This window comes from Ruminiclostridium sufflavum DSM 19573 (assembly GCF_003208175.1).
Classification (GTDB): domain Bacteria; phylum Bacillota; class Clostridia; order Acetivibrionales; family DSM-1351; genus Ruminiclostridium; species Ruminiclostridium sufflavum.
Window position 1 is genome coordinate 112,858 of the sequence record NZ_QKMR01000005.1, and the last position, 12,877, is coordinate 125,734.

General features: G+C 38.3%; 10 protein-coding genes and 2 tRNA genes. 9 read left to right on the top strand and 3 right to left on the bottom strand.

What is annotated here, in order from left to right; genetic code table 11:
* Positions 1 to 8 precede the first annotated feature (8 nt).
* Positions 9 to 965 carry a DUF4349 domain-containing protein gene (locus LY28_RS05645; protein WP_110461212.1) on the top strand — a complete coding sequence of 319 codons (957 nt, stop codon included), beginning with the start codon at positions 9 to 11 and terminating at the stop codon, positions 963 to 965.
* A gap of 54 nt (positions 966 to 1,019) precedes the next feature.
* Here LY28_RS05645 and LY28_RS05650 read toward each other — a convergent pair.
* From LY28_RS05650 to LY28_RS05660, 3 genes are all read right to left on the bottom strand, one after another.
* Positions 1,020 to 1,095 (bottom strand) — tRNA-Lys (locus tag LY28_RS05650).
* A 3-nt stretch (positions 1,096 to 1,098) separates the two neighbouring features.
* Positions 1,099 to 1,175, bottom strand: a tRNA-Gln gene (locus LY28_RS05655).
* Positions 1,176 to 1,248: 73 nt separating this feature from the next.
* Positions 1,249 to 2,862 carry a peptide chain release factor 3 gene (locus LY28_RS05660; protein WP_110461213.1) on the bottom strand — a complete coding sequence of 538 codons (1,614 nt, stop codon included), beginning with the start codon at positions 2,860 to 2,862 and terminating at the stop codon, positions 1,249 to 1,251.
* A gap of 609 nt (positions 2,863 to 3,471) precedes the next feature.
* Between LY28_RS05660 and LY28_RS05665 the strand changes: the two genes are divergently transcribed.
* The 8 genes from LY28_RS05665 (at position 3,472) to LY28_RS05700 (ending at position 12,787) form a co-directional block, all read left to right on the top strand.
* On the top strand, positions 3,472 to 5,130 hold the full coding sequence (locus LY28_RS05665) for a nucleoside kinase (RefSeq protein WP_110461214.1): 1,659 nt from the start codon (positions 3,472 to 3,474) through the stop codon (positions 5,128 to 5,130).
* Between the two features lie 64 nt (positions 5,131 to 5,194).
* On the top strand, positions 5,195 to 5,539 hold the full coding sequence (locus tag LY28_RS05670; RefSeq protein ID WP_110461215.1) for a DRTGG domain-containing protein: 345 nt from the start codon (positions 5,195 to 5,197) through the stop codon (positions 5,537 to 5,539).
* Between the two features lie 75 nt (positions 5,540 to 5,614).
* A complete protein-coding gene (locus tag LY28_RS05675; protein WP_110461216.1) occupies positions 5,615 to 6,034 on the top strand; it encodes an ATP-binding protein in 420 nt (139 codons plus the stop codon).
* 252 nt (positions 6,035 to 6,286) lie between these two features.
* Positions 6,287 to 7,594 carry a [Fe-Fe] hydrogenase large subunit C-terminal domain-containing protein gene (locus LY28_RS05680; RefSeq protein ID WP_110461217.1) on the top strand — a complete coding sequence of 436 codons (1,308 nt, stop codon included), beginning with the start codon at positions 6,287 to 6,289 and terminating at the stop codon, positions 7,592 to 7,594.
* 87 nt (positions 7,595 to 7,681) lie between these two features.
* Complete coding sequence (locus LY28_RS05685) at positions 7,682 to 8,014, top strand: DRTGG domain-containing protein (RefSeq protein ID WP_110461218.1); 333 nt, start codon at positions 7,682 to 7,684, stop codon at positions 8,012 to 8,014.
* Positions 8,015 to 8,029: 15 nt separating this feature from the next.
* Positions 8,030 to 8,749 (top strand): PHP domain-containing protein, encoded by a 720-nt coding sequence (locus LY28_RS05690; protein WP_110461219.1) that lies wholly within the window; start codon positions 8,030 to 8,032, stop codon positions 8,747 to 8,749.
* Between the two features lie 63 nt (positions 8,750 to 8,812).
* Entirely contained in the window at positions 8,813 to 11,911 is a 3,099-nt protein-coding gene (locus LY28_RS05695; RefSeq protein WP_165835505.1) for an EAL domain-containing protein, read from the top strand.
* Positions 11,912 to 11,986: 75 nt separating this feature from the next.
* The gene (locus LY28_RS05700) at positions 11,987 to 12,787 is read left to right on the top strand and encodes a TrmH family RNA methyltransferase (RefSeq protein ID WP_479692069.1); all 801 of its coding nucleotides are present in this window, start codon (positions 11,987 to 11,989) and stop codon (positions 12,785 to 12,787) included.
* Positions 12,788 to 12,877 lie beyond the last annotated feature (90 nt).

Consider the following 12,877-nt stretch of genomic DNA (forward strand, 5'->3'; position numbering starts at 1 on the left):
GGAAAGCTATGTACAGAAAATTAATTATCTGGATTCTAATGATAGCGGTATCGGTTTCAATGGCAGGCTGCGGTTCGACTGCCAGCAAGTCTGAGACTTCTAAAAAGGATATTGCGCTTACCTTCAATGATTCTATGGATGCCGGATCTGCACAGTCCGGCGAAGGAGCCGCAGAAACATTACCGGCATCGTCAAGTCAGGCTGAAAGTAATAATGTAAATGAGCAAAGTACTGATAATATTGCCGGTGTAAATCAGAAGATAATTTTTACAGGTCAGGTTAATCTTGAAACTCTTGATTTCGAAAAGACCAAGACGGATTTATGCCAATACATATCGTCCGCGGGGGGATTTATACAAAGCTCAACTGTTCAGGGCAGCGGAATTGGCTATGGTGGTTTAAAGAGTGCCGAGTATGTATTTAGAATTCCGAAAGCAGGATATAATCAGGCATTTATTGATTTAAGGAAATTCGGAACAGTAGTATTAGAGCAATCAAACGGCGAGGATGTTACTGAGAGGTACTTTGATACAGAGGCAAGATTAAAGTCGCTGAAGATACAGCAAGAGCGTTTGCAGGAGCTTCTGAAGAAGGCCGACAAAATGGAGGATATTTTAAAGATAGAGAAAGAGCTTCAGACAACTTTGTATGAGATTGAAAACTGTACGGGTACGCTCAAAAAATGGGATTCACTTGTAGAATACTCTACTTTAAATGTAAACATATCCGAGGTTGAACAAATAAAGCCTGCTCAACCTAAAGAGAAGGATGGCTTTTTTCACAGGCTGGCATACAGCTTTAAAAACAGTGTGGCAGGTATCGGGGTGTTTTTGCAGGCTTCGGCTGTGCTTTTGGCAGCGGCGGTACCTGTAATAGTACCATTAGGGTTGATTGGTTATTTGATATTCAGGCTTGCAAAAAGAAAAGCAAGAGGATTGAAGGATAACGAGAATAAAGAAAAATAACAGATTAATAACTTGTTTAAAACAAAAAGCCTTTAATCGGATGATTAAAGGCTTTGGTGACCCATCGCAGATTCGAACTGCGGACACCTTGATTAAAAGTCAAGTGCTCTGCCAACTGAGCTAATGGGTCGAGTGGCTGGGATGGCTGGACTCGAACCAACGAAATGCCAGAATCAAAATCTGGTGCCTTACCAACTTGGCGACATCCCAACGTCAAGCGCAAAACCTATTATAAATAGGTTTGCACTTTTTGTCAAGTAAAAAACAAAAAATATTTGAAATTTTATAGCTTGAAGTCCTGTGTTGCTATGTCAACCAGCTGCAAATCCTTATTTCTTTCTTCAGCCATTCTTATTGACCATTCGTTTTCAAACAGTATGGAATTCCTTCCCAGCTTGTCTTCAACAATAATAGCTGTACTGGGAAGATTCAGCTTTCTTGGATCCAGACCTTCGTTTTTTATCCATCTTGCATGTCTGAAGGGCAGATTTTGAACTCTCAGCTGAACACCATACTCATTTTTCAATCTGTATTCCAAAACCTCAAATTGAAGGGCGCCGACTACTCCTACAATTAATGCTTCAATGCCTATATCAATTTGCTTGAAAACCTGAATTGCACCTTCTTCGGAAAGCTGATCAATGCCTTTTATAAATTGCTTTCTTTTCATAGTATCGGCAGGCGTAATTCTTGAAAAAAACTCCGCAGGGAAAATAGGAATGCCCTTGAATCTGATATTATCGCCGCCCTCGAATAAGGTGTCTCCTATGTTGAATATTCCGGGATCGAACAAGCCTATGATATCGCCGGCAAACGCTTCTTCAACAATTGTACGTTCTTGTGCCATAAACTGCTGCGGTTGTGAAAGACGAACCTCCTTACCGGCGTTTACATGCCTAACCGACATACCTTTTTTAAACTTGCCTGAGCAAATTCTTATAAATGCAAGCCTGTCTCTATGCGTAGGATTCATATTGGCCTGAATTTTAAATATGAATCCGGAAAATTTGTCGCTTTCAGGATCAATTTCGCTGCCTATTGCTTCAACAATCCCCGGTGAAGGCGCAAGATCCAGAAATTCTTCCAAAAACGGCTGTACTCCGAAATTGGTCATTGCACTTCCAAAAAACATGGGAGTCAGTTCACCGCTTCGGATTTTTCTTTTGTCAAATTCATCGCCGGCCATATCCAGAAGCTCAATATCCTCACACAGCTTGCCGTGATAATGGCTGCCTAACAAATCTGCAAAAACCTGATCGTCTACTTTACCGACTTGAGATGATACCTGGCTTTGTCCATGCTCACCGCCGGTAAACAGTTCAATTTGCTTTAGCTTACGATTGTATACGCCCTTAAAATCACCATCAATTCCAATTGGCCAATTCATTGGATAAGAACGAATACCAAGTACTCTCTCAATTTCCTCCATTAATTCAAAGGGATCTTTGCTGGCGCGATCCATCTTGTTTACAAAGGTAAAAATAGGAATTCCTCTGAGCTTGCATACATGGAAAAGCTTTATCGTTTGAGCCTCAATACCCTTTGCGCCGTCTATAAGCATAACGGCACTGTCTGCGGCAACCAGAGTTCTGTAGGTGTCCTCACTGAAGTCTTGATGACCGGGAGTGTCCAGTATATTAATGCAATAATTATTGTATTCAAATTGCATAACACTGGAGGTTACAGAAATTCCTCTTTGCTTTTCAATTTCCATCCAGTCTGATACGGCAAATTTATTGGCTTTTCTTGACTTTACGGAGCCGGCCATTCTGATGGCTCCTCCATAAAGCAGTAATTTCTCTGTTAATGTTGTTTTACCGGCATCAGGATGAGAAATAATGGCAAAGGTTTTTCTTCGTGATACTTCTTTTTTTATTTCGGCTTTTATATCTGGCATATTAACCTCCCATGCCGAGTTTTCGGCACAAAAATTTGGTAAGCTTTTGTGGAGGTACGCTAGTATTTTCGTAGCTGTATCTAAAGTCTTTCAAGCTAACCTCCCACGCCGAGTTTTCGGCACAAAAATTTGGTAAACTTTCGTGTAGGTACGCAACATGTTTATTACCAAATCCGCATTTTTTAGCTGCCTAACCTCTTGTAATTCGTTTATCAACACGTTTTCCACGTTTCATTTTATATTATAGCCAATATGCTGTCAAATACTAAAAGGAGCAAGCGGGAGTTTCATAAATTGTTTTATGGAAATAATATGGATAATCCGGCTTTTGCGGTTTTATACGATTTGAAAGGCAGGAAAAGAATCAGCGTTTCAATTTAAATGTGAAAGTTGAATAAGTAATATTAAAATTTATACATTTCGGGGAAACCATGAATATAACTATTATAGAAATAATAACATTAAAAGGATATTTTACATTTAGCATAGAATATTATAAACTAAAGAAAAGTAGAAAAAGATAGTAATTTCTGAAAACAGACGGAGCAAAAGGTTAAGTGGAAGTTTTAAACGCTGCGTTTTAAAATAACAAAATTGAACGGAGGATATATGGGTAACGGCAAAATTATTGTAACTATAAATGGAGACAGGTACGAAACAGAAGCTAAAACTACTCTTTTTGAGCTGAGCGGGAGCTTTCAGAAAAATTATGCTTGCGCTGTTGTTGCAGCAAGAGTTAATAATGATATAAAGGATTTAAGCTACGAAATTATTGAAGATGCAAAAATTAAATTTATAGATTTAACTGATGAGGATGGAATGAGAATATACAGAAGAAGCTTATATTTTCTTTTCATCAAGGCGGTTAATGAGGTTTTCCCTGACAGAAATGCGGTTATAAGCCACCCCATGAGCAACGGGGTATATTGTGAGATAAACGGAAGTGAAGCATTAACTGAGGTTGATGTTGAAAAAGTTGAAAATAGAATGAGAGAGATTATTGCTGCAGAAATGCCGTTTGAAAAAAGAATTATTCCCTTGGAGGAAGCGAGGCAGTTGTATAAAAACACTGGAAGACTTGATAAATACGAGGTTCTGGAATATAGAAAAAAATCACATGTTACGGTTTATAACTGCGGCGGCTATGAGGACTATTATTACGGGTATATGCTGCCGGATACAGGTTATATAACATGCTTTGCTCTTAAATTTTATCAGCCGGGTCTTGTTATACAGTTTCCGTCAAAAGTAAATCCCGAGTCTCTTCAGCCGTTTGAGGAGCAGAAAAAGCTGTTTAAGGTTTTTATCGACTACAAGAAGTGGATAAGAATATTGGGAGTGCAAAACGTAGGAGCATTGAATGACATTGTTAACACAGGTGAAATAGGGAATCTGATAAGGGTCAGTGAAGCTATTCATGAGAAAAAAATTGCAGAAATAGCCGACAAAATAACAAACCATGAGGAAGAAAAAAGAATTGTTCTGATTTCAGGACCGTCATCATCGGGGAAAACCACCTTTGCAAACCGACTAGGCATACAGCTCAGGGTAAATGGCTTTGTACCGCAGACTATATCTCTTGACAATTATTTTGTAAACAGGGATAAAACTCCTGTGGATGAGGATGGAGAGTACGACTATGAAGCATTGGAAGCTATTGATGTGGATTTATTCAACAAGCATCTTTCTGATTTGCTAAATGGCTTTGAGGTGGAAGTGCCTGTCTATAATTTTGAAACGGGTTCGCGAGAAGCTTTCGGACAGAGGATGAAGATGAATAAGAACACAGTTCTTGTCATTGAAGGAATACATGGACTTAATGACAAGCTTACCGCATCTATCTCACCCGAGGATAAATATAAGATTTATGTAAGTGCTCTTACTTCGATGAATATTGATGACCATAACAGAATTCCCTCAACGGATACCAGAATACTGAGAAGAATAGTAAGAGACAGCCAGTTCAGAGGCTGCTCGGCAATTAATACTATAAACAGGTGGCCATCTGTAAGAAGGGGTGAGGAGAAGAATATTTTTCCTTTTCAGGAGAATGCTGATGTTATGTTCAATTCCTCACTTGTGTATGAGCTGTGCTTGCTGAAAACATATGCGGAACCGCTTTTGATGCAGTTAGGCATGGAAAATGAGCGTTATTCCGAGGTAAAGAGATTAATAGAGTTTTTAAGCTACTTTTTGCCGATAGACGAAAAGGATATACCCAATAATTCAATTGTAAAGGAATTTATTGGAGGAAGCTGTTTCTTTTAGGTGGTTTTTGCGCAAAAGGTATTGGGATAAATTTTATTAGACAACTATATAAGGGGTGGAGAAAATGAGGCTTGGTTATATAGCTGAAATACTGGATGCACAGGTTATTTGCGGTGGAGAGTTTTTGGAGCTTGAGGTTACGGCAGGCTGTGGATCTGATTTAATGAGCGATGTGATGGCATATGTAACTGAGAATGTTATACTGCTTACCGGGCTTATAAACTTACAGGTTATAAGAACGGCTGAAATGATGGATATAAAGGCAATAATTTTTGTGAGAGGAAAGCTTCCTATAGACAGTATGATTGAATTGGCCAGAGAGAAGAACATTGTTTTGATGTCAACGAAACTATCAATGTTTATTGCATGCGGAAGGCTTTATAATGCCGGCTTACAAGGGAAATCGTAAAAGCTGCTGAGGTAGCTGCCGCCGAAGCACAAGGTTTTGTGCTTTTTTAGTACAGCGAGAGGAAGGTTTGTTGATATGGGCACTATAAGGCTAAAGTATGACATACCTGCAAATGACTTTATAACTGCAGGAGAGGCCTCCAGCAATGTTAAAAACAAGCTAACACAAATAGGACTTTCATCCGATATTATAAAGAAAGCTGCCATAGCAATGTATGAAGCGGAGATAAATGCGGTTATTCATGGAAATGGCGGGTATGCTTATGTTGAAATTTCGGACTATAAGGTTGTTATAAATATTGTGGATTTTGGTCCCGGAATACCTGACTTGGATTTGGCCATGCAGGAGGGTTATTCGACAGCTCCTGATAATATCAGGGAAATGGGCTTTGGTGCCGGAATGGGGCTTCCCAACATGAAAAAGTATGCGGATAAGCTTGAGGTGTTTACTAAGGTGGGAAAAGGAACAAAAATAATAATAACTGTTAACTTTTAATATTATAAAAAACTGGCAGCATTGACTAAAGTCAATTACGGTTCAAGCTTTCGCGATGATATTTATATCGAGACGATATTTTGTATCAGGACGATATTTAATATCGTCTTTTTAGTTGAATCAGGCTTTTAAGCTGATTTTGAGCGCAGTTTGGGTTTGAACTCAAGCTATCGGCCGATATAATCGAATCGGCTCTTTATCCGGCAGTAATTGACTTTTTAAATGCGGGATCAGAACGGCAGGAGGGTTAATGTGAAAGAATATTTTCATTCGGTTAATCTTGATAAGGACAAATGCAGAGGGTGTACAAATTGTATTAAACGATGTCCTACTGAAGCTATCCGCGTCCGTAAGAGCAAGGCTCAGATAATAAATGAGAGATGCATAGACTGCGGTGAATGTATACGTGTTTGCCCTTATCATGCAAAGACTGCCATAACTGACAAGCTGGATATTATTAATAATTTTAAATTCAAGGTTGCATTACCGGCGCCGTCCCTTTATGGACAGTTTGATAAAAAATATACAAGGGATAATATTTTATATGCTCTCAAATCACTTGGCTTTGATTATGTCTATGAGGTGGCAAAAGGTGCTGAAATTGTAAGTGAGGCTACCAGACAGCTATTGAAGAACCCTGATATAAAGAAGCCTATGATATCCTCTGCTTGTCCGGGAGTTGTAAGACTTATTCAGGTCAGATTTCCGGGCTTAATTGAGAATATTGTTAAATTGGAGTCTCCTATGGAGGTTGCGGCAAAGTCGGCAAAAAACGAGCTTCATGAAAAGCACAGCATAGCCCTTGAAGACATAGGCGTATTTTTTATTTCCCCGTGTGCTGCAAAGGTAACCAGTGTCAAGGCTCCTTATGAAAAACAAAAATCAAATGTTGACGGTGTAATTTCAATTAATGATATTTATCTGAAGCTTTTGTCTGCATTGAACAACTCCGAAAAAGGTACTAATTTGGCGGAGGCGGGTATAGAAGGAATTAACTGGGCAAATTCAGGCGGTGAGAGTTCTGCACTGGGAACTGAAAAGGTTTTGGCTGTGGATGGTATCCATAATGTTATAAAAATTTTTGACGAAATTGAGGAAGACAGGCTTAAGGATATTGATTTTGTAGAAGCACTTTCTTGCACAGGAGGATGTCTTGGAGGACCGTTGACGGTCGCGAATGCTTTTGTAGCAAGGACAACTCAGCAGAAGCATATGAGTGAAGCCTCAGAAAAATATGCCTCAGACATTGATAATAAAAATTATAAGGAGCTGGTATGGACTTCAGATGTTGAATACAAGCCGGTTATGAAGCTGGATCAGAATGTCTCAAGGGCTATAGAGAAATTAGAAATGCTTGAAAGGCTTTATGCCGAGCTTCCCGGCTTGGATTGCGGAGCATGCGGTTCACCGAATTGCCGTGCTCTTGCGGAGGATATTGTAAGAGGAATCGCAAATGAAACAGACTGTATTTTTAAGCTAAGAGAGCGAATCCGGGATTTGGCTGAGGAAATGGTGGAATTAGGAGGTAAAATGCCTCCTGTTATGGATAAAGACAAATAAGTTTCACTTATTTGTCTCTGCAAATAGCTTCGCTATTTGTTTTCAGCCGGATTAACGCAGTTTGTTTTATTATTAAGGAGGGTTTTAATGAAGATTGCTGAACTGCTTGCCGGAATAGGAGGCAGGCTATTGACTCAAAGTGCTGCAGATACTTTAATAATTGAAAATGTATATATATGTGACCTGCTTAGCTGGGTTATGTCACATGCGCAAAAGGGTGATGCGTGGATTACGGTTTTAACAAATGTCAATGTGCCGGCTGTTGCAATGCTGACTGATGTAGCATGTGTAATTATCCCAGAGGGGATTGAGGTTGGAGAACTGACAATAAAGAAGGCAAAGGAAAATAATATTACTATAATCAGTTCACCGTATAGTGCATTTGAAATATGCAGAGCAATCATAAAAAATGAAGCATAGGTTGCGGAGGTTAATGTGAAAGCTGCATATGATTTACATATACATTCTTCAATATCTCCCTGCGCGGATGATGATATGACACCGAACAACATAGTAAATATGTGCTTGCTGAAGGGGCTGGATGTGATAGCTGTAACAGACCACAATTCATGTGCAAATGTACAGGCAATAGTAAATTGTGCAAAAGCTACCTCCTTGCTTGTCATACCGGGAATGGAAATAGAAACTGCGGAGGAAATACATGTGGTCTGCCTGTTCCCTGATATGCAAAGAGCCTTGGAAATGCAGAACATAGTCTATTCAAGACTTCCGGATATAAGAAATAATGAGGAGGTCTTTGGCAGGCAGCTTATTCTGGATGAAAAGGATAACCTGATTTGCAAGGAAAAGAGACTTCTTTTGACTGCTGCGGCTATGACAGTTAATGAAGTCTTTGAGATAGTGGGCAATAAAATGGGAGGACTTGCAATACCGGCGCATATAGATAGACAAGCCAATTCCATAATTTCAAGTCTGGGTGTCTTGCCTGAGGATATAGATATCAGCTGTGTGGAAATAAGCGGTAAAAATATTGAGAGTACTGTTATTGCAAAGGATTTCAGGTTTAAGGATATTAAAAGGATATGTTCCTCGGACGCGCATTACTTGTGGAATATTCATGAAAGGGAGTACTTTATAGAATTAGAGAGCTTGACAATTAAAGCTGTTATAAAAGCATTAGGAACCGGCAAGTAAAGAAAGGTATTAAAAAATAAAGAGAACTTTACATTTGCTGTCCTAATGAAAGGGGCTATGGGAATGACATTAACTTATTTTTTATCTTTATTATTTTTTATTTCTTTTTCCGTTTACATTTTTTTGGGATTGTACATTTTATTTATTAATATTAAAAGTATATTAAACAGATTGTTTTTTATGGTTACCTTTTCCTTATGCATATGGGCGTTTGCTTTTTCTATGTGCTATCTTACCAGAGATTATAATACGGCGGTACTATGGCGTATGCTTGCATCAATTGGATGGACCACTATATTCAGTTTTTTGCTGCATTTTCTTATAATTTTAACGGGACGCAGTGAGATATTAAAAAAACGCTGGATTTATATACTTATTTATTTCCCCGCTGTGGTATTTATTTCTGTTTTTTGCCTTTTCAATGATATAGCGAGACAACAATATGACATGATACTTTCAAATGTCGGCTGGATTACTGTGACAGTAACAAGTATCTGGTCGCGTATTTATAACGTTTATTATATTTGCTGTACAATTATAGGGTTGAGACTGCTTTGGAATTGGGGCAGGAGGTCGAAGGAAAAGGAGATTAAGAAGCAGGCAAGGATGATGATAGCATCCTTCGCAATTGCTGTTTTTTTAGGCACCTTAACCGAGATGACTGTAAATATATATACATCGATACAATGTCCGCAGCTGGCACCGCTTTTGGCTGTTATACCTATCAGCACCGTGTGCTTTTTCGCAAAAAGATACGGCCTTATGTTTCCTGAAAGTGCTTTTGCGGCAGAGCCGGGCACGATACTCAATAAGGCAAATAAGAGCAAAATATATCAGACTGTATCTATGAGCTTTTTTATAGGCGCGCTGCTGAATTTTATAGCTGAGTTTTATTTTAACAGGAATGAAATAAAATCTGTAATGTATTTCAGCATGTTTCTTTTTATGATAGGAATAGTGCTGCAAGTAATACAAAGAATCCGGATTAAAGAGGAACTGAGAGATTTATTTTTTACCATTACAATATCATTGACTGTTCCGATTTTAACCTTAGAGTATATTTATTGCGGAAGTGCCACTGTCTGGGCCAGTACATTTCTTTTTGTCATGATTTGCGTTGTATTTAATAAGCGGCAGCTAATGTATGCGTTGGGTATCTCTATACTTATTACTCAGATAATAATATGGGTGAAGGTACCTGCTGTAACCGTAATTATTGACGGGGCAGATTATATAGTCAGAATAGCTTTATTAAGTATAGCTGTTTGGATGGCTCATTATATAAATCAGATATATATTAATCGTCTTGAAGAAAATGAAGACCAGATTAAGTTTCAAAAAATGGTTTCCAACATTTCAGCTGATTTAATCGGGGTCAATGAATACAATATAGATGAAAAAATCAACACCTTCTTAAAGATGAGCGGAGATTATTTCAGAGTAGACAGAATATTTTTTATCAGCCTGTCCCAGAACTTCAGGACATATGAGTGGTGCGGAGAAGGCATACAATCTGCAATAGACAGTGTTCCTAATGTAATTGAAGAAAATTTGAAATGGTGGAAGAGGCAGCTGTATAATAATGATATAGTGCATATATCAGATATTGAAATGCTCCCTGATGAAGCGGAAAAAGAAAAAGCAATACTGCGTAATTTGGATACCAAGTCTCTGTTTGCAATAACTATGACCAGAAAAGGCAAAGCGTTAGGGTTTTTGGTTTTTATTTCAAATTATGATTCTAACATATTTAAAGACAGTCATAAAAAATTATTAAAAATATTAGCAAATATATTATCTGATGGTTTGATTAAAATGGAGGCAGAAAAAGAAATAAGTTATATGGCATATTATGATTCGCTGACAGGAATTCCAAACCGCACATTATTCAGGAACAGATTGGAACAGGAAATAGCGTTGGCAAAACGGGACGGAACCTTGATTGGCGTGATTTTTATTGACTTGGATTCCTTTAAATTGGTAAATGATACTATAGGGCATTACGGAGGAAATAAAGTATTAAAGGAAGTGGCTTCCAGATTGTCGGCATGTGTACGCAGGCAGGATTCGGTTGCACGTTTCGGAGGTGATGAATTTCTTGTTCAGGTTAATCAGGTTTTTGAAGTGGAGGAAATACAAAAAATTGCAGAGGATATTCTTATTTCTATATCAAAACCAATAACTATAAAGGAACAGGAATTTTTTACTACTGCAAGCATGGGAGTTTCAATTTATCCGTATGATGGAGAGGATACTGAGACACTGATAAAAAATGCGGATTTAGCCATGTATACCTCCAAGGATAACGGAAAGCATCAATACACCCTTTGCTCACCTGAAATAAAGGAAGAGGTGCTCAAAAAGACCAAAATTACAAATCATCTTTACAGGGCAATAGAAAGAGGTGAATTTGTATTATATTATCAGCCTCAGATAAGTACTGCTTCAAGAGAAATTGTGGGTGTTGAGGCCTTGCTTCGGTGGAGGAATCATGAGTTTGGGGTGATTTCCCCGAAGATATTTATACCTCTGGCTGAGCAGACCGGTTTAATTGATGCGATTGGTAAATGGGTGCTTGAAGTGGCTTGCCGGCAGAATAAGGCTTGGCAAAATGCCGGCCTGCCGCCTATAAGAATGTCGGTTAATTTGGCGGCTGAGCAATTTCAAGACAGGAAGCTGATTGGCTTTGTTAACAAAGTACTTTATGAGACCGGATTGGATGCGAGGTATCTTGAATTGGAAATCACAGAAAGTACTGCTGTTGATAAAGAAAAATATAAATATACAACACAAATGCTGAATGAATTGAAGGAATTAGGAGTATCAATTTCTATAGATGATTTTGGAACAGAATATTCATCTCTGGGGAGGCTGAAATCGTTACCTATAGACCAGTTGAAAATTGATATGCAGTTTGTGCAGAATATTTCAGAGAGCAAGAAGGATGAAGCTATTGTAAAGACAATTATTCAATTGGCTAAAAATCTGGAGCTCAATGTAATTGCCGAAGGAGTTGAAAAAGAAGAGCAGTATGAATTTTTAAAAAAGGAAAGGTGCGATGAGATACAAGGATATTTCTTTTATAAGCCAATGCCTGCTGCTGAATTGGAGGGTATTCTGCATAAGCATAGCAAGAGGCTTGATATGGAGGTTAAGCTTTAAAACAAAACTATAGGCTGGTAATATCAGTTCTTTAGGTATTTGTTTTGACTTTTTGAAAGCATACGAGGAGAAAAGATGATGAATTATATACAGAGCAGCCGCAACAGCACAATAAAAGAAATTAAGGCTCTGCACCTGAAAAAGAACAGAGAAGCTGAAGGCCTTTATTTTGTGGAAGGCATCAGATTTGTAAAGGATGCTGTTGATAACGGGCAGGAGATTGTAAAGGTTATTATGTCTGATAAGCTTGAAAGCTTAAATGGCGGGAAAGAGTTGATTGACAGAGTAGCTGCGGTAGGTGCCGATTGTTTTGTCGTTAATGAAAAGGTATTTAAGGAGATATCGGATACTCAGACACCTCAGGGAATTATGGCGGTATTAAAAAAGAGGGAATTCAAGCTTAATAATGTTATTGAACAAGGAAGCGCTATTGTAATATTAGATAGTCTTCAGGATCCCGGAAATGTTGGAACCATCATAAGAACATCGGATGCAGCCAATATTTCCGCGGTTTTTATGACTAAGGGCTGTGTTGATTTGTTTTCGCCGAAGGTTTTACGGTCTACAATGGGCTCTGTTTTTCATATACCTATATTTGAAGGCCAAAATATAAAGGAGATAGCCGGACAATTAAAAAAAGCAGGTTATAGAATAATTGCTTCTCATTTGAGTGGAAAAAACAACTATTATGAAGAAAATTTGTCGGGGAAAATTGTCCTTGTAATAGGAAATGAGGCAAATGGCATAAGCGACGAAACAGCCGAATTGTCAGACAGTCTGGTAAAAATACCGATGCCGGGCAGGGCAGAATCGTTGAATGCGGCTGTGGCTGCGTCAATAATGATTTATGAAACAGTTCGACAGAAAACGAAATGAAACACTTGTTTCTCTGCTTATATATAGTATATAATGTTATCAAGAGGTAATATTTTTTGAGCGGCTTTAGATTTTTAGCAGTTTTTTGGA